Annotated in this window: 17 protein-coding genes; 13 read left to right on the top strand and 4 right to left on the bottom strand. The window is 68.6% G+C overall.

Annotated features, from left to right (window positions below; genetic code table 11):
- Nucleotides 1–28: 28 nt before the first annotated feature.
- The 4 genes from JO391_RS17535 (at nucleotide 29) to JO391_RS17520 (ending at nucleotide 5237) form a co-directional block, all read left to right on the top strand.
- Nucleotides 29–1387, top strand: a complete 1359-nt coding sequence (locus JO391_RS17535) for a M16 family metallopeptidase (RefSeq protein WP_220661723.1) — start codon at nucleotides 29–31, stop codon at nucleotides 1385–1387.
- Entirely contained in the window at nucleotides 1384–2691 is a 1308-nt protein-coding gene (locus JO391_RS17530) for a M16 family metallopeptidase (RefSeq protein ID WP_220661722.1), read from the top strand. Before JO391_RS17535 ends, JO391_RS17530 begins: the two co-directional genes overlap by 4 nt.
- A 33-nt stretch (nucleotides 2692–2724) precedes the next feature.
- Nucleotides 2725–4524 (top strand): DNA mismatch repair endonuclease MutL, encoded by a 1800-nt coding sequence (gene mutL / locus JO391_RS17525; RefSeq protein WP_220661721.1) that lies wholly within the window; start codon nucleotides 2725–2727, stop codon nucleotides 4522–4524.
- Between the two features lie 185 nt (nucleotides 4525–4709).
- Complete coding sequence (locus tag JO391_RS17520; RefSeq protein WP_220661720.1) at nucleotides 4710–5237, top strand: HutD/Ves family protein; 528 nt, start codon at nucleotides 4710–4712, stop codon at nucleotides 5235–5237.
- A gap of 32 nt (nucleotides 5238–5269) precedes the next feature.
- Here JO391_RS17520 and JO391_RS17515 read toward each other — a convergent pair whose 3' ends face one another.
- Both JO391_RS17515 and JO391_RS17510 read right to left on the bottom strand, forming a co-directional pair.
- Nucleotides 5270–5911, bottom strand: a complete 642-nt coding sequence (locus JO391_RS17515) for a ChrR family anti-sigma-E factor (RefSeq protein ID WP_220664615.1) — start codon at nucleotides 5909–5911, stop codon at nucleotides 5270–5272.
- A gap of 9 nt (nucleotides 5912–5920) precedes the next feature.
- Complete coding sequence (locus tag JO391_RS17510) at nucleotides 5921–6481, bottom strand: sigma-70 family RNA polymerase sigma factor (protein ID WP_310795044.1); 561 nt, start codon at nucleotides 6479–6481, stop codon at nucleotides 5921–5923.
- A gap of 196 nt (nucleotides 6482–6677) precedes the next feature.
- On the opposite strand from JO391_RS17510, the gene JO391_RS17505 reads away from it, so the two are divergent.
- From JO391_RS17505 to JO391_RS17485, 5 genes are read left to right on the top strand one after another with little or no spacing between them, the layout of a single operon-like run.
- Nucleotides 6678–7973: an NAD(P)/FAD-dependent oxidoreductase gene (locus tag JO391_RS17505; RefSeq protein WP_220661719.1), complete on the top strand. Its 1296-nt coding sequence runs from the start codon at nucleotides 6678–6680 to the stop codon at nucleotides 7971–7973.
- Entirely contained in the window at nucleotides 7970–8722 is a 753-nt protein-coding gene (locus JO391_RS17500) for a DUF1365 domain-containing protein (protein WP_220661718.1), read from the top strand. Before JO391_RS17505 ends, JO391_RS17500 begins: the two co-directional genes overlap by 4 nt.
- Nucleotides 8719–9975, top strand: coding sequence for an MFS transporter (locus tag JO391_RS17495; protein ID WP_220661717.1), 1257 nt, complete (start codon nucleotides 8719–8721; stop codon nucleotides 9973–9975). The genes JO391_RS17500 and JO391_RS17495 overlap by 4 nt, the downstream gene beginning before the upstream one ends.
- The gene (locus JO391_RS17490; protein ID WP_220661716.1) at nucleotides 9972–10529 is read left to right on the top strand and encodes a DUF3833 domain-containing protein; all 558 of its coding nucleotides are present in this window, start codon (nucleotides 9972–9974) and stop codon (nucleotides 10527–10529) included. Before JO391_RS17495 ends, JO391_RS17490 begins: the two co-directional genes overlap by 4 nt.
- On the top strand, nucleotides 10526–11275 hold the full coding sequence (locus JO391_RS17485; protein ID WP_220661715.1) for an SDR family NAD(P)-dependent oxidoreductase: 750 nt from the start codon (nucleotides 10526–10528) through the stop codon (nucleotides 11273–11275). The genes JO391_RS17490 and JO391_RS17485 overlap by 4 nt, the downstream gene beginning before the upstream one ends.
- Before the next feature lie 132 nt (nucleotides 11276–11407).
- On the opposite strand, the gene JO391_RS17480 is transcribed toward JO391_RS17485, so the two are convergent.
- Nucleotides 11408–11596 (bottom strand): DUF1674 domain-containing protein, encoded by a 189-nt coding sequence (locus tag JO391_RS17480; protein WP_220661714.1) that lies wholly within the window; start codon nucleotides 11594–11596, stop codon nucleotides 11408–11410.
- A 65-nt stretch (nucleotides 11597–11661) separates the two neighbouring features.
- Between JO391_RS17480 and JO391_RS17475 the strand changes: the two genes are divergently transcribed.
- Entirely contained in the window at nucleotides 11662–12921 is a 1260-nt protein-coding gene (locus JO391_RS17475) for an RsmB/NOP family class I SAM-dependent RNA methyltransferase (protein WP_220661713.1), read from the top strand.
- Nucleotides 12922–12986: 65 nt separating this feature from the next.
- Here JO391_RS17475 and JO391_RS17470 read toward each other — a convergent pair whose 3' ends face one another.
- Nucleotides 12987–14093: a lactonase family protein gene (locus JO391_RS17470; RefSeq protein WP_220661712.1), complete on the bottom strand. Its 1107-nt coding sequence runs from the start codon at nucleotides 14091–14093 to the stop codon at nucleotides 12987–12989.
- A 122-nt stretch (nucleotides 14094–14215) separates the two neighbouring features.
- On the opposite strand from JO391_RS17470, the gene JO391_RS17465 reads away from it, so the two are divergent.
- The 3 genes from JO391_RS17465 to JO391_RS17455 all read left to right on the top strand — a co-directional run bounded on the left by JO391_RS17465 (nucleotide 14216) and on the right by JO391_RS17455 (nucleotide 17456).
- Complete coding sequence (locus JO391_RS17465) at nucleotides 14216–14980, top strand: IclR family transcriptional regulator (protein WP_220661711.1); 765 nt, start codon at nucleotides 14216–14218, stop codon at nucleotides 14978–14980.
- A gap of 179 nt (nucleotides 14981–15159) precedes the next feature.
- A complete protein-coding gene (locus JO391_RS17460; protein ID WP_259444742.1) occupies nucleotides 15160–16323 on the top strand; it encodes a CaiB/BaiF CoA transferase family protein in 1164 nt (387 codons plus the stop codon).
- A complete protein-coding gene (locus JO391_RS17455) occupies nucleotides 16320–17456 on the top strand; it encodes an ABC transporter substrate-binding protein (protein WP_220661710.1) in 1137 nt (378 codons plus the stop codon). The genes JO391_RS17460 and JO391_RS17455 overlap by 4 nt, the downstream gene beginning before the upstream one ends.
- Nucleotides 17457–17458: the final 2 nt, after the last annotated feature.

The raw sequence follows: 17458 nt of genomic DNA, 5'->3' as shown, positions 1-17458 counted from the left end.
GCCGGCACCATCACCGGGAAGGAAGACCATGCCGCGACTGCCGGCTTTCGGGCGTGCCGCCCTTTTTGCCCCCGCCCTCCTGCTCGCCACTCCGGCGCTTGCCGAGACGAACGATGCCGTCACCAGCTTCACGCTCGACAACGGCCTTCAGGTCGTGGTGATCGAAGATCACCGCGCGCCCGCCGTCGTGCACATGGTCTGGTACAAGATCGGCGCCGCAGACGAGACGGCGCCACATTCCGGTATCGCGCATTTCCTGGAACACCTGATGTTCCAGGGCACTGACACCCTCGCGCCCGGCGAGTTTTCGGCCACGGTCGAAGCACAGGGAGGCAACGACAACGCCTTCACCAGCTGGGACTACACCGCCTATTTCCAGCGCGTCGCCGCCGACCGCCTTGGCCTGATGATGCAGATGGAGGCCGACCGGATGCGCGGCCTGAACCTCACCGAGGACGATGTCGCCACCGAACGCCAGGTGATTCTGGAAGAACGCAGCCAGCGCACCGATTCCGATCCCGGCGCCCTGATGGGCGAACAGATGCGCGCCGCCCAGTACCTCAACCACCCCTATGGCCGGCCGATCATCGGCTGGCGGGCCGAGATGGAACAGCTGTCCCGCCAGGATGCGCTGGATTTCTACAAGGCCAATTACGCGCCCAACAACGCGATCGTCGTCGTGGCGGGCGATGTGACGCCCGATCAGGTCAAGGCGCTGGCTGAACAGAATTACGGACCCCTCGCGCCGTCGGAAAACGTCACCCGAAAGGCTCGTCCTCAGGAACCGCCGCAGCTGGCCGAACGCCGGTTGAACATGACCGATGACCGGGTCAGCCAGCCCTCCTTCACCCGCAGCTACCTCGCGCCCGAACGCGATCCCGGCGACCAGCGCACCGCCGCGGCGCTGACGATCCTGGCGGAATACCTGGGCGGCAACCCGACAACCTCGCTTCTGGCGCGCAAGTTGCAGTTCGAAGATCCTGTCGCCGTCTACACCGGCGCCGGCTATGACGGCACCGCCGTGGATGACACGACCTTCGGTCTCTACGCCGTGCCCTTGCCCGGCAAATCGCTTCAGGATGTCGAAACAGCGCTCGACAAGGTGCTGGCCGATTTCCTGGCCCAGGGCATCGACGCCGAGGACTTTGCCCGCATCAAGACGCAGATTCGCGCCGCGGACATCTATGCCCGCGACTCCTCGCGCGGCATGGCGCAGACCTATGGCGAATCGCTCGCGGTCGGCCTGACGCTGCAGGACATCGAGGACTGGCCCGACATCCTGCAATCCATCACGCCCGAAGAGGTCATGGCCGCCGCGCAGTCGGTGCTGGACCGCAAGACCTCGGTCACTGTCTGGCTGAGCCAAACCGAAGAGGCCGCGCAATGAAGATCCTCCGCCTCGCCGCGCTGTTCCTGCTGGCAGCCCTTCCCGTCCGCGCGGAAACCGACATCCAGACCGTTACCACCCCCGGCGGTGTCACCGCATGGCTGGTGGAGGATCACCAGATCCCCTTCACCGCATTGGAACTGCGCTTTCAGGGCGGCACCAGCCTGGACCTGCCCGGCAAGCGCGGCGCCGTGAACCTGATGACCGCGCTGATCGAGGAAGGCACCGGCGATCTCGACAGCCAGGGCTTCGCCAAGGCGCGCGATACCCTGGCCGCGAGCTTCGAGTTTGACTCGGATTCCGACTCGGTCACCGTCTCGGCCCGCTTCCTCTCCGAAAACCGTGACGCCGCCGTAGACCTCCTGCGCCAGGCCATCACCGCGCCGCGCTTCGACCAGGATGCCATCGACCGGGTAAAGGGCCAGGTGCTGGCCAACCTCCGCGGCTCCGAAAAGGATCCCGGCGACATCGCCAACCGCGCCTTCGACGCCGCCGCCTTCGGTGACCACCCCTATGGCACAGATGGCAGCGGCACCGCCGACAGCGTCACCGCGCTGACCCGCGACGACATCCTCGCCGCGCACAAGGGCGCCATGGCGCGCGACCGCGTGACCGTCGCCGCCGCTGGCGACATCACGCCCGACCAACTCGCAGCCGTGATCGACATGCTGCTCGCCGGCCTGCCCGAAACCGGCCTGCCCCAACCGGGCGCGGCCACCATCGACCTGAAGGGTGGCATCACCGTGCAGGACTATCCCGGCCCGCAGTCGGTCATCCTGTTCGGCGCCCCCGGCATCGCCTTCGAAGACCCCGATTACTTCGCAGCCTCCGTCCTGAACGAGATCGTCGGCGGCAGCCGCTTTTCGGCCCGCCTGATGAACGAGGTCCGCGAAAAGCGCGGCCTCACCTACGGCATCGGCACCGCACTGGCCGGCTATGACCACGCAGACCTGATCGTGGGCCAGCTGTCCAGCGACAACACCAAGACCGCCGAGGCGATCCAGGTCATCCGCGACCAATGGGCCGAAATCGCCGCCAACGGCGTCACGCCCGAGGAACTGGAAGCCGCCAAGACCTACATGACCGGCGCCTATCCCCTCCGCTTCGACGGCAACGGCCGCATCGCCTCGATCCTTGTGGGGATGCAGTCGCTTGGCCTGCCCGCCGATTACCCCAAGACCCGCAACGACCGCATCAACGCCGTCACGCTGGACGACGTGAACCGCGTGGCCAAGCGCCTGATGAACCCCGACACTCTGACCTTCGTGGTGGTCGGCCAGCCCCAGAACCTGCCGAATCCATAGCGTCAGCCTCTGGACCCTGCTACATATGGGGGCATGACACTCGATGCCCCCAACATGCGCCCCGTCATCCGCCAGCTCGACGAAGCCGCGATCAACCGCATCGCGGCCGGCGAGGTGGTGGAACGCCCGGCCTCCGCCGTCAAGGAACTGGTGGAAAACGCGCTGGACGCCGGCGCCACCCGCATCGCGGTGGACTTCGCGGCAGGCGGCAAGACCCTGATCCGCGTCACCGACGACGGCTGCGGCATGACGGCGGCTGACCTGCCCCTCGCCCTTTCGCGCCACGCCACGTCAAAGATCGACGGCACCGACCTTCTTGCCATCCATTCCTTCGGCTTCCGGGGCGAGGCGCTACCCTCCCTCGCCGCCGTCGGCCGCCTCACCATCACCTCCCGCGCCGAAGGCTTCGACGCCGCGCAGATCGCCGTCGCCGGCGGGCGCCAATCCCCTGTCCGCCCCGCCGCGCTGACCAAGGGCACCGTGGTCGAACTGCGCGACCTCTTCTTCGCCACCCCCGCGCGGCTGAAGTTCCTGCGTTCCGACCGCGCCGAATCCCAGGCCATAGCCGACACGATCCGCCGCCTCGCCATGGCCGAACCCCATGTCGGCTTCACGCTCCGCGACGTGACCGAGGGCGCCGAGGGCAAGCTCATCCTGCGCGCCGACCCGGAACCCGGCGATTTCTTCGATGCGCTCCACGGCCGCCTCGCCACGCTGATCGGCACCGACTTCATCCAGAACGCGCTGAAGATCGACGCCACGCGCGACGGCCTGACCCTCACCGGCTACACCTCGCTGCCCACCTATTCCCGCGGCTCCTCCACCCAGCAGTTCCTCTTCGTGAACGGCCGTCCCGTTCTGGACCGGATGCTGTTCGGCGCCCTGCGCGCCGCCTATTTCGACACGCTGCCGCGCGACCGCCACCCTGCTGCTGTGCTGAACCTCTCGCTCGATCCCCATCGCGTGGACGTCAACGTCCATCCCGCTAAGTCCGAGGTCCGCTTCCGCGAGCCCGATCTTGCGCGCGGCCTCATCGTGTCGGCCGTCAAGCACGCGCTGCATGCCCAGACCCCGCGTGGCGCCACCACCATCGCCGACGCCACGCTTGCCGCTTTCCGCCCCGAACCGCGCATCTACCAGATGGACCGCCCCTCGCAGGCCACCTTCGCCCGGTCGCTCGCCTTCCAGGCACCGGCCCCCGGCTTTGCCGAGGCACCACAGGCCCGCATCGAACCCGATCCGGCGCCCCACTCCGAAACCCTGCCGCTTGGCGCCGCCAAGGCACAGCTCCACGGCCTTTACGTCATCGCGCAAACCGCAGACGGGCTGGTGATCGTCGATCAGCACGCCGCCCATGAACGCCTGGTCTACGAACGGCTCAAGACCCAGATGGAAGGTCACGGCATCGCAGCCCAGGCGCTTCTCATCCCCGAAATCGTGGAACTCTCCCCCACCGACACCGCGCGCCTTGCCGAACTTGCCCCCGAACTCGCCCGCTTCGGGCTGGAGATCGAGCCCTTTGGCGGCGCCGCCATCTGCGTCCGCGCCACCCCGGCCATTCTTGGTCAATGCGCCGCCGCAGCCCTGCTGAAGGACATCCTCGACGAAACCGAGGGCGAGCCGCTCACGTTGAAAACCCGCATCGACGCCATCCTCAGCCGCATGGCCTGCCACGGCTCCATCCGTCATGGCCGCCAGATGCGCGCCGACGAGATGAACGCGCTCCTGCGCGAAATGGAGGCCACGCCGCTGTCGGGCCAGTGCAACCACGGGCGGCCCACCTTCGTGGAACTGAAACTCGCCGATATCGAACGCCTGTTCGGCCGACGCTAGACCAAGCCCGCCATTCCCGTCCCGCCGCCCGGACCTGCGCCACCCTTCCAATGAAGGAAAGTCGGGATGCAGGGGCGAAGTCTATGGCTTTCCGAGCGAAACTTGCGCATCCTGCGGTTCTGGAACGGCGATGTCCTGTCCAACCTTCCCGGCTGCCTGCCGGTCGTTGCAACAGGGATCGCCCGATGTTCCGCCACCTCACCCCTGCCGACTACCGGCATCAGCCCTGGGCGAATGGCCGGGGCGTCACGGTGGAACTGGCCCGCGCCGATGGGCCGGACGGGCTGATCTGGCGGCTGTCCATGGCCACCGTGGCAGAAGATGGCCCCTTCTCGCTTTTTCCGGGTATCGAGCGGAACCTGACGGTGATCTCCGGTCCCGGCTTCCGGCTGGAAGGCTCGGCGCTGGCGCTCAAGGCGCGGCCTATGGCGCCGGTCGCCTTTCCCGGCGACGTTGAAATCTCGGCGGTCGGGGTTGCCGCGCCATCACAGGACTTCAACGTGATGACGGCCCGCCCCCTGCCCCGCCCCGATGTAGCCGTCGTGGTCGGCGAGGCGCGGATCGAAGGCGGCGGGCTTCTGGCGGCCTTTGCGCTGAACCCCACGCGGATCAATGGGCAAGCCATCGGAGAGCAAGAGCTCATCCTGACCACGGCGCCGCTGCATGTCGCGGGTTCGGCGCTGATCGTGCGTCTGTCCGGGCCCGCAACGTAGGATGGGCAATCCTGCCCATCCCCTCTGCTGCGTCAGATGCGCAGGAACGGTTGCGCCAGCCGGGGCACCAGGCCCTTGAACCGCAGGCGCGCATCGGTCGCGGCCAGGCAAATGCAATCGGGCCCCGGCTCGGCAATCGGCGTGTGTTCCAGCGCCTCGTCGGCCATTTCCACATCGCCCGGCCCATACAGCCCGGTCTCGTCGCGGAACGCGCCTTGCAGCACAAGCGTCAGCTCGGTGCCGCCGTGGCCGTGATCGGGTACCGCCTGGCCGGCAGGAATGTGCAAGAGCCGAACCGAGGCAGAGCGGTCGGACACGAGGATCGCTTGGCGCACGCCCATGCCGACGCTGCGCCACTTCACACGGTCGGCTCCGCCGCCGACATATTCGGCAAGCGGGGCGGGGAAGATGCCGGCGCGTCGCGGCGCAGGGCGCAGTTCGGCGGGCGTATCGTCCAGCCGGGCGAGGACCGCATCAAGACTGCCGCGCGACAGTTGGGCTTCGTCGCCCGTCTCCATCACGGCACCGCCAACCGCCTCGTAGGCCTGGGCGGCGGCGCGACATTCGTCGCACAGCGAAATGTGGGTGGCCACCAGAAGCGAAAAGGCTTCGGGCAGGCTGCCGGCCGCATAGGCCATCAGAAGGGTATCAGACAGGTGGTGGCGGATCGTCATGCTCATCTCTCAACTCATCTGCCGGCGCAGGCGGTCCAGCGCGAGGCGTATTCGCGACTTGATCGTGCCAAGCGGCAGGCCGGTGGCGGCGGCAATCTCGGTCTGGCTGAGATCGCCGAAATAGGCCCGCTGGATCAGGTCGCGCTGGTTCTCGGGCAATTGCGCAAGCGCCGCGGCAAGCCGCCGCGAGTCCTCCTGCGCCTCATAGGCTTCGCTCTGGTCCGGTTCGGGCTCCGGGCCCCAGGGCAATTCTTCCGGCTCGGGCCGCCGGGACCGGCGCAGCGCGTCGATCCGCCGGTTCCGGGCAATCGTGAACACCCATGTCGCAACCGAAGCGCGCGCTGGGTCGTACAGATGCGCCTTCTGCCACAGCGTGACCATGACATCCTGCGCACATTCTTCCGCCAGCGCGGCATCCGCGCCGGACTTCATCAGGAAGGCTTTCACCCTCGGGGCGAAATGCCCGAACAACGCGGCGAATGCCGCACGGTCGCGTGCATCCCGTACACGCAGGACCAGCCCGGCCCAGGGATCGCTGTCTTCCGTTCCTGCCAACATCCCACCCGACATGGCTCTTCCGCCCGCCCCAGAATAGGGGTGCTGCATGGTCTGTCCAACAGTCAGAGGCAAGGCGGTTTCCGGCATGGTGTCATGGTTACGCAGGGCATTGCCGAACGGATCACCCGGCTGTGTCACAGTTTTTCCCCCCGCGGCTGATCCGCCGTCCTCCCCCCCGCGTAGCAGTCAGGCAACCACTGGAGCCGCCATGCCCTTCGACCCCCTCTCCGTCCCCCCGCGCCGCATCGCCATCATCGGCGGCGGCATCTCGGGCCTCGCTGCGGCGCACCTCCTCGCTCCCTCCGCTTCGATCGTCCTCTATGAGGCAGAGCCGCGCCTGGGTGGCCATGCCCGCACGATCATCGCGGGCAAGCGCGGCGACCAGCCGGTCGACACGGGCTTCATCGTCTTCAATCACGTCAACTACCCCCGCCTCACCGCCCTCTTCGCCGAGCTGGACGTGCCCACCGCACCCTCGGACATGAGCTTCGGCGCCTCGATCCAGGGCGGCGCGCTGGAATATGCCCTGTCCTCGCTCGACACCCTCTTCGCGCAACGCCGCAACCTGGCCCGCCCCGCCTTCCTCGCGATGCTGCGCGACATCCTGCGCTTCAACGCCAGGGCCGAGGCGCTGGCCCAGGACCCCTCGCTCAGCCTGGGCGACCTCCTCGCCCGCCTCGGCACCGGCGACTGGTTCCGCGACCACTACCTCGCCCCCTTCTCCGGCGCGATCTGGTCCACGCCTTGCGACGGCATGATGGACTTCCCCGCCCAGGCGCTCGTCCGTTTCTTCCGCAACCACGGGCTCCTCGGCATCAACGGCCAGCACCAGTGGTACACCGTCCGCGGCGGCTCCACCGAATACGTCAGCCGCCTGCAATCCAGCCTCGCCCGCCAGGGCGTCGACCTGCGCCCCGGCGCCCCCGTCGCCGGTGTCCGGCGCGAGCCGGGGGGCGTCCTCGTCCGCCCGCATGGCGGCACGTGGGAGTTCTTCGACGAGGTGGTCTTCGCCACCCATTCCGACGACACCTTGCGCCTCATCTCCGACCCCACGCCCGACGAACAGCGCCTCCTGTCGGCCATCCGCTACCAGCCCAACCAGGCAGTGCTGCACGCCGATGCCTCGGTCATGCCCCACCGCCGCAAGGTCTGGTCCAGCTGGAATTATGTCGAACCCAAGGGCCCCCGCGCCGACCGCATCGACCTGACCTACTGGATGAACCGGCTCCAGCCGATCCCGCAGGACGATCCCCTCTTCGTCACGCTGAACGGCACCCAGCCGATCCGCGAGGACCTGATCCACGACGTCACCACCTTCCGCCACCCGGTCTTCGACCGGGCTGCCCTCGCCGCCCAGACGGACCTCGCCCGCATCAACGGGCAGAACCGCACCTGGTTCACCGGCGCCTGGATGAAGAATGGCTTCCACGAGGACGGCTTCGCCAGCGCCGTCGATGTCGCCACCGCGCTGACCGCCCGCCGCGACGGGGCGCTCGCCGCATGACCGGCATCGACCATATCGCGGGCGAAACCTTCCACGGGCGCAAGGGCGCGGTGCAAAACGCCTTCCGCTACTCGGTCGACTATGTCCTGCTCGACCCCGAAACCGCGCGCGGCCCGGCCCTCTTCTCGCTGAACCGCACCAACCTGATGGCGCTCCACGCGCGCGATCACGGCGGACCGCCCGGCCAGGGCCGCGGCGCCCCCTGGGCGCGCGAGGTGCTGGCCGCCCATCACCTGCCCGCCCCAGCCAAGCTTCTGCTCCTGGCACAGCCGCGCATCCTGGGTCATGTCTTCAACCCGGTCAGCTTCTGGCTGGCCTTCGACGCCGAAGACCGCCTCACCGCCGTCATCGCCGAGGTGACCAACACCTACGGCGACCGCCATTCCTACCTGTGCGCGCGCGAAGATCACGGCCCGATCACCCCCGAAGACCGGCTGACGGCGACGAAGATCTTCCACGTCTCGCCCTTCCAGCCCATCGAGGGCAGCTACCGCTTCCGCTTCGACATCCGCCCCGACCGCATCGGCATCTGGATCGACCTGACGCTGCCCCACGGCGGGCTATCCACCAACCTGATCGGTCCGCGCCGCCCGCTCACCACGTTGGGCATCCTCGCCGCTTCGCTGCGCCGCCCGCTTGGGTCGCGGCGCGTGCTGGCGCTGATCCACTGGCAGGCGCTGAAGCTGTGGTGGAAGGGCGTGCCCTTCCGCGCCCGGCCTGTTCCCCCCACCGAAGAGGTCAGCCGGTGACAGCCGCCCTCGCCAGCGCCGCGCCGGCCCGGGGTCTTTGGCCCTGGTCGCTCTTTGCCGCAACGCTGGCGGCGGCGGGGCTGCCGCTCTACATCCACGCGCCCGCCTTCTATGCCGAAACATACCATATCGGCCTGGGCGCCCTGGGTGCGGTGCTCGGGGCCATCCGCTTCATCGACGTGGTACAGGACCCCGCCCTTGGCTGGCTGGCCGAGGCGCAGCGCCGCCACCGCGGCGCGCTGGTCGGGGGTGCAATGGCACTCATGGCGGGCGGCATGGCGGGGCTGTTTGCCGTGACGCCACCGGTTGCGCCGCTTCTGTGGTTCGCCCTGATGATGACGGTGCTCTGCACCGCCTGGTCCTTCCTGTCGATCGCCTTCTATGCCCAGGGCGTCACCCGCGCGGTCGGGCTCGGGGCCTCGGGCCACCTGCGCCTCGCCACCTGGCGCGAAGGCGGGGCGCTGGTGGGCGTCTGCCTCGCCGCAACCGCGCCCCTGGCCCTTGGCGCCATCAGCGCCGAACCCTTTGCCGTCTTCGCGCTGATCTTTGTTCTCGCCACGCTGGCCGCGGGCCTCGCCATGCGGCACGAATGGCAGGCCGGCCCGGCGGTCGCACTGCCCGGCCTCGCGCTCTTCCGCCCGGTGCTGGCCGACCCCCTGGCGCGGCGGCTTCTGATCCTGGCGCTGCTGAACGCCGCCCCGGTGGCCGTGACCTCGACGCTGTTCCTGTTCTTCGTAGGCGAACGGCTCCAGGCGCCGGATGCCGCCGGCCCGCTCTTGCTGGCCTTTTTCCTGGCCGCCGCCGTCTCGGTACCGCTGTGGTTCCGCCTGGCCTCACGCTTCGGGCAAAAGGCAACGCTCATGGCCGGCATGGTGCTGGCGATCATCTCCTTCGCCTTCGCGCTCACGCTCGGGCCGGGCGACGTGCTGGCCTTCGCGGTAATCTCCGCCGCCTCTGGCGCGGCACTCGGCGCCGATACCACGCTCCTGCCCGCCATCTTCGCCCGCCGGCTCGCGGCCCTCGGGCCGGGAGAGGCCGCCGCCTTTGGCCTTTGGGCCTTCGTGTCCAAGCTGTCGCTGGCGCTCGCCGCTGTCACCCTGCTGCCGGCCCTGCAACTCGCGGGCTTCACCCCCACGGGCGCCAACCCGCCCGCCGCCCTCAGCCTCCTCACCCTGCTTTACGCCGGCCTTCCGCTGGCGCTCAAAGCCCTTGCCATCGCCCTTCTGGCCAGAACGCGGTTGAACCAGCCATGACCGATACCTTCCTTCTCCTTGCCGGTATGCTCGGCAGCCTCGCGCTCATCTCCCTTGCCCGGCGCTTCACCGGATTTCGGGCTCAGAAGCCGTCCGACTATGCGAACGGCCCGCGCTTCGATCCGCGCACCCACCTGTCGGGGCCAATCCTCTGCGAAGGGGTGATCTACGGCCCCACAGGGCGCGTGGTCTCGCGCTTCGTGGCCGACATGCACGGCGAATGGCAGGGCAATTCCGGCCGCCTGATGGAAACCTTCCGCTACGATTCCGGCACCACGCAGAACCGCGAATGGCGTCTGCGCCTGGGCAATGACGGCGGCATCCAGGCCGAGGCCGACGATCTGGTGGCCCCCGGCACCGGCCGCGCCGAAGGCTCTGCCGTGCAGATGCGCTATCGCATCCGGCTCACGCCCGAAGCCGGCGGACATGTCCTGGACGTGACCGACTGGATGTATCTCATGGACAACGGCACGATCATGAACCGCAGCCAGTTCACCAAGTTCGGCATCAAGGTGGCCGAGCTGGTCGCCACCATGCGCCGGGTGCCGGCATGACGGATTGGACCGGCCGGCGCTGGTGGCTGGTCGGTGCGTCCGATGGCCTTGGCCTTGCGCTGGCACAAAGGATGAGCCGCGCCGGATGCGATCTTGTGCTGTCCGCCCGCGATCCTGACCGGCTTGCCGCTGCGGCGGCAGGGCTGCCACGCCCGGCCCGCGCCGTGGTCTGCGACGTCGCCGACCGCGCCGATGTGGAACGCGCCGCAGCCGAGGTTGGCCAGGTGGACGGCATGGTTTTCCTTGCCGGCGTCTATTGGCCGATGCGCGCCCAGGACTGGGACGCGGCAAAGGTCGAGGCGATGTGCAACGTGAACCTCACCGGCTGTGCCCGCACCGTGGGTTCAGTGCTGCCCGGCATGGTGGCGCGCAATGCCGGACATATCGTGATCACCGGCTCGCTGGCCGGCTTTCGCGGCCTGCCCGGCGCGGTGGGCTATGGCGCATCCAAGGCCGGCTGCATGTCGCTGGCCGAAACGCTGCACGTCGATCTGCGCGGCAGCGGGGTCAAGGTGCAGCTGGTGAATCCCGGCTTCGTGCGCACCCGCCTGACTGACCTGAACCAGTTTTCCATGCCGCAGATCATGGAACCCGAAGCCGCGGCCGAGGCGATCTTCGCCCATATGCAGACCCGCCGCTTCGCCCTCAGCTTCCCTGCGCCCTTCGCCTGGGCCTTCCGCCTGGCGCAATTCCTGCCCCAACCGCTCTACGACCGCGTCTTCGGCACCCCGAAACCGGCCGCGTGACCCCGACAAACCCGGCGACGAAAGGGGGCACATGCTCCGCACGATCCCTCGGACAAGTCTTAAGTCCAAGTTAAAGCGGTTTCGTAACTCATTGATTGTAAACGACTCGACTCGGCGTCCGAGCTCGGACGCCTAGAAGTCGATGGCCAGGCCCTTCTTCTCCCAATCCCCGTAACGAACCGGCTCCGGCCCCTTGCGCCCCCCCAGCTCCACCGGCCGGACCACCTCCCCCGCCGCCCGCCTCCGGGCCTCAGCCTCGGCCAGCGCCCTCTGGGCCGCCGGGGGAAGATCGGGATGGGGGGTGGGGGTCTCGTCGGTCATGGCTTCCTTCCGTCCGGGCCTGAGGAGGGTTATACCCCTCCCGGACCAAGGGACAAGGTGACAGGATGGCAGGCAAGGCAACGGCACGGGGCGCGGCCCTGGCCCTGATCCGGGCGGTGATGGAGGGCGGCCAGACCCTGGCCGAGGCCGAGCCCGCCCTGCTCGCCCCCCTCGCAGCCCCCGACCGCGCCCGCGCCGGCCGCCTGGTCCGCGCCACCCTCCGCCGGGTCGAGCCCTGCGACCGGGTGCTGGCCCCCCGCCTCCGCAAGACCCCGCCCCCCGCCGTGCTGGCCCTCCTGCGGCTGGCCCTGACCGAGCTCTCCCTCGGCGCCGCCCCCCACGGGGTGGTCAACGAGGCCGTGGACCTGGCCCGCGCCGACCGCAAGACCGCCCACCTCGCCGGGCTGGTCAACGCGGTCCTTCGGGGGCTGCCGGAGGGCGACCCTTTGGCGGGTCAGCCGGTCCAGAAGCTCCCCCGCTGGCTGCGCCAGCCCCTGGTCCACGCCTGGGGCCGCGAGGCGGTGGCGGGGATGGAGGCGGTGCAGGCCGGCGAGCCGCCGGTGGACCTGACCCTGCGGGCCGGCGCGACCGCCACGCCCGAGGGCGATGCCCTGCCGTCCGGCAGCCTGCGGCTGCGGGAGGCCGGGCAGCTCTCGGCCCTGCCGGGGTATGAAGCCGGGCAATGGTGGGTCCAGGACGCGGCGGCCGCTCTGGCGGTGCGGCTGCTGGCGCCCCGGCCGGGGGAGCGGGTGCTGGACGCCTGCGCGGCGCCGGGGGGCAAGACCCTGCAGCTGGCCGATGCCGGGGCGGAGGTCACGGCTCTGGATGTGTCGGCCGCACGGATGGAGCGGGTGGGGGAGAACCTGGCGCGCACGGGGCTGACGGCCCGGGTGGTGGTGGCCGATGCCCTGGACTGGGCGCCGGACGGCCCCTTCGATGCGATCCTGCTGGATGCCCCCTGTTCGGCCACCGGGACGATCCGGCGGCACCCGGACCTGCCCTTCGTGAAGGACGGGTCGGAGGTGGCGGGGCTGGTGGCGCTTCAGGCCCGGCTGATCGACCGGTGCCTGGGGTGGCTGAGGCCGGGGGGGCGGCTGGTGTTCTGTACCTGCTCGGTCCTGCCGGAGGAGGGGGAGGGGCAGCTGGGGGCGGCGCTGGCCCGCCATCCGGGGCTGCGGGTCGGGTGGGTTGATCTGGCCGGGGTCGAGCCGGGCTGGTGGACCGGGGACGGGGGACTGAGGCTGAGGCCGGACTACTGGGCCGACCGGGGGGGGATGGACGGGTTCTTCATGGCCCGGCTGGAGGCGTCCGAGCTCGGACGCTGAGTCGATCCAAATAAAATCAATATCTTACGAAACCGCTTTAACTTGGACTTAAGAATTGTCCGAGGTCAGGACGCGGGCGGAACGGCGAATTTCACGCACATTGGCGTGCCGATGGCAATGAAGACGCCCGTATCTTCCAGAAGCCCGGTCTCCGCTTCGCGGCGCAGGATACTGACCCGGTCGGCGTTCTGGTTTGCCGACAGGAGGTGCCGCCCCGAGGGCGTGAGCGCGAGGTTGCGCGGCGTCGCTCCGCCGCAGGGCGCGTAGCCAAGCGGGGTGAGCCGGCCGCTGTCCTGATCGACGGCGAAGATCGCGATGCTGTCATGGCCCCGGTTGGCGCCATAGAGAAAACGACCATCCGGCGAAATCTGGATGTCGGAACAGTGGTTCGACTCGCGCGCCTCTGCCGGGACGGCGGGCTGCGAGTCGATCAGCGTCAGGGTTCCGGTTGCCGGATCGAGCGCATGGGCAGTGACCGAGGAATCGAGCTCGTTCATCACGAAGAAAAGGCGCCCGTTCGGATGCAGCGTCGCATGGCGCGGGCCGGCGCCGGGCGCGGTTGGGGTGGCCGTGATGCGCCGGGGGCTGCCATCCGCGGCGATCTGGTAGGTAATGAGTTGGTCGGTGCCGAGATCGGCGACGATCACGAGGTTGTCGGCCACTTCGGTCACGCTGTGGGCATGGGCGCGTTCCTGGCGGGCGGCATTGGGGCCATGCCCGCGGTGTGCGGCGCTGGCCTTGACCGAGGTCAGGCTGCCATCGGGACGCAGGCCGAGAATCACGAACGATTGGTCGGGGCCACTATCGCCGAGCGTGTAATTGACGACGAAGAGATGCTTGCCATCCCGAGAGAGGGCGCTGTGTGCCGGGATGCTGCCAAGGGTCGGTTGCATGTTGAGCGGCACGAGTTTCTCGGTCGCGCGGTCGAAGGCGAGGGCAGAGACCAGACCTTCGGCCCAGCCGAAGATTTCGGAATTCGCATAGACGCGGCTTCCATCGGGCGAGACGGAGAGATAGGTCGGGTTGTCGATACCGCTGAACTCGGCCAGGTGAACCACGTTCAGTTTGTCTTCGTCGAAGGCATAGACGTTCAGGCCGTTGCCGCGCGCACCCTGGAAATAGGGCGCCTCGCGGTTGAGGGTTCCGATGAACAAGAGCAGATCTTCGGCCATGATGCTCCCCCGGATCGTTGGCGCCGCGAGTCATTCCATGAATGAAAGGCTGTATCGCCAGTAAACTCTGTTGACGCAGGCCCGTCAACGCGTAGCATCGGCCTCGCAGACAAGAGGTGAAGATGTCCGACCCGGAAGACGAAGGCCGCTATCGCGCGCCCGCACTCGACAAGGGGCTGGACATGATCGAACTTCTGGCCGCAACGGAAGAGGGAATGACGCTCAAGGACATTTCGAGCGCCCTTGGCCGCAGTCCGACCGAACTTTACCGGATGCTCGACCGCCTGGCACGGCGCGGCTATGTCGCGCGGCAGGGCGACACCTATGAACTGACGATGAAACTGTTCCTGCTGGCGCACCGTCGCCCGCCGATCCGGCGGCTGGTGGGGTTGGCGACCCCGGTGATGCGCCGGTTCACGGCGGCGGCGGAACAGGCTTGCCATCTGGTGAAATACGACAGGGGCGATCTTGTGGTGATCGCACAGGTCGAAGCGCCGGGTTACTGGGGGCTTGCGATCCGCGTGGGTGCGCGCGTGGGCATGGTCAACACCGGGTCGGGCCATGTGCTTCTGGCCTTTGCGCCGGAATATGAACGCGCGCTGATGTTCGAGGAACACGAATGGATGCCGCACGAAGCCCCGCCGCCGAACCTTGATGCGCGGCTGGAGCAAGTGCGCGCCCAGGGCTATGAATCGATGGAAAGCCAGCAGACAGCAGGGGTGATGAACCTTTCGGTGCCGATCCTGGCATCGGACGGTTCGGTGCTTGCGGCGCTGACCTGCCCCTTCGTGTTGCGGCTGGACAATCACGAGGCCCCCGATCGCGACCAGGTGCTGCGGCTTCTGATCCAGGCGGGCAAGGACCTTTCGGGCTCTCTGTCGTCGTAACTCCAATCCCTATGCCGGGAAGGGCGCGGCCGTCGATGGCCGGCGCCCGGGCGTCACATTTCGGGCTTGCGAGAATCTTCCACAAATGAAAACATGATTCATCAACGAAAGTTCCGGCCATGCCGAAGCCGGGCGCGACGCGCCGGCGCGGCATGGGGGGCAGGAGCCGGAGAAGAGCTTTGCGCGACACCGATCCCACGCTGCCGCTGAGCGGGCTTGTGGTTCTGGACATGAGCCAGTTCCTTTCGGGCCCCTATTGTTCGTTGCGGCTGCTGGACCTTGGCGCCCGGGTCATCAAGATCGAGCGGCCCGATGGCGGCGACCTGTCCCGCCGGCTGTATCTATCCGATACCGAGATCGGCGGGGATTCGACGATCTTCCACGCGATCAACCGGGGCAAGGAAAGCCTGGCGATCGATCTGAAGAACCCTGCCGATCTGGAGGCCCTGAAGCGGCTGATCGCAAAGGCGGATGTGCTGATCCAGAACTTTCGGCCCGGCGTGATCGAGCGGCTGGGGCTGGACCATGTGGCGGCGCGGGCAATCAATCCGCGGCTCGTCTACGCCTCGATCAGCGGGTACGGCGAGGAAGGCCCCTGGGTTTCGCGGCCTGGCCAGGACTTGCTGGCGCAGTCGCGTTCCGGCGTGATGTGGCTGAACGGGGACGAGGGTCAGGGGCCGGTGCCCTTTGGCCTGGCGGTGGGCGACATGCTGGCGGGGGCCGCCTGTGCGCAGGGTATCCTGGCTGCTCTGGTGCGGCGCGGCATCACGGGCGAGGGCGCGCATGTCGAGACGAGCCTTCTGGAGGCTTTGGTCGACTTCCAGTTCGAGGTTCTGACCACGCATCTGAACGACGGGCGGAGGTTGCCGAAGCGCTCGGACTTCCGCAGCGCCCATGCCTATCTGTCGGCGCCCTATGGCGTGTATCCGGCGAGGGACGGCTATCTGGCGATTGCCATGACACCCATTCCTCGGCTGGCCGACCTGATGGGGATTGGCACGCTGGCGCCCTATCGCGACGATCCGGCCAGCTGGTTCCGGCACCGCGACGAGATCAAGCGCCGGATCGCCGAAGTGGTGGCGACGCGCACGGTGGACGAGTGGCTGGCGATTCTGGAGCCGGCCGACATCTGGTGCGCGCGGGTGCTGAACTGGGAAGAGATGCTGGCAAGTGAAGGATTCCGCGTGCTGGACATGCTGCAGACCGTGACGCGGGCGGATGGCGTTTCGATCGACACGACGCGCTCGCCGCTGCGGATCAACGGCAAGCGGGCGGCGGTGGGGCAGGCGGCCCCCCTGGTGGGCGCGGATTCGGCGGCGATCCGGGCGGAGTTCGGGCTGTGACGCGGCTGAAGGGCATGACATGGAGCCATCCGCGGGGCTTTGACCCGATGGTCGCCTGTGCGGCGGCCTGGGAAAAGCGGACGGGCGTGGGCATCGACTGGGACAAGCGGTCGCTGCAGGATTTCGAATCCTATCCGGTGGAGGATCTGGCGCGGGCCTATGACCTGATCGTCATCGACCACCCGCATGTGGGGCAGATCACCGAGGAGGGTTGCCTGCTGGCGCTGGATGTGCCGGAGGGCGCGGCGGCGCTGGCGGAACTGTCCGCGGGGTCGCTGGGGCAGAGCTTTCCGAGCTATACCTGGAAGGGGCGGCAGTGGGCCTTTCCCATCGACGCGGCGACCCAGGTGCAGGCCTGGCGGCCGGATCTGCTGGCCGCGCCGCTGGGGCGTTGGGACGAGGTGGTGGCGCTGGCGCATGAGGGGCGGGTGATGCTGCCCCTGCGGCCACCGCATTCGCTGATGGTGCTGTACACGCTGGCGGGGCAGTTGGGGCGGCCCTGCCGGGTGGAGGGGCCCGATCTGATTGACAGCGACACGGGCGAGCGCGTCTGGGAGATGATGCGCGAAATCGCGGGGCTGGTGGATCCGGCCTGCGCGGGGATGGACCCCATCGCGGTGTTCGAGGCGATGGCCGGAGAGGGGGCGCGCATTGCCTGCGCGCCGCTGATCTATGGCTATGTGAGCTATGCGGTGCCGGGGTTCCGGCCGCGGCGGATCGGGTTTGCCGACATGCCGGTGGCGGGGCCGGACGGTCCGGTGGGTTCGGCACTGGGCGGGACCGGGATCGCGGTGTCGGCCTTTTCGGCGGAACCGGGGGCGGCGCTGGACTTTGCCTACTGGGTGGCCGGCGCCGATGTGCAGCGCGGGATCTATGCCGCCTCGGGCGGGCAGCCGGGCCATGCGGCGGCCTGGGGGGACGAGGCGGTGAACCTGGCGGCGGGGGATTTCTACCGCGCCACGCGGGCGACGTTGGACGGCGCCTGGGTGCGCCCGCGGCATGACGGCTACATGGCGTTCCAGGCGGCGGCCTCGGAGCGGATCACCGAAGGGCTGATCCGCAAGGACGCGGCGGGGCCGGTCATGGCCGCGATCAATCGACTGTTCCGGGAGAGTTTTTCGCCCGGGGACTGACG

It is taken from the genome of Neotabrizicola shimadae (assembly GCF_019623905.1).
Lineage (GTDB): Bacteria > Pseudomonadota > Alphaproteobacteria > Rhodobacterales > Rhodobacteraceae > Neotabrizicola > Neotabrizicola shimadae.
This window is presented reverse-complemented; position numbering and strand designations above follow the sequence as displayed.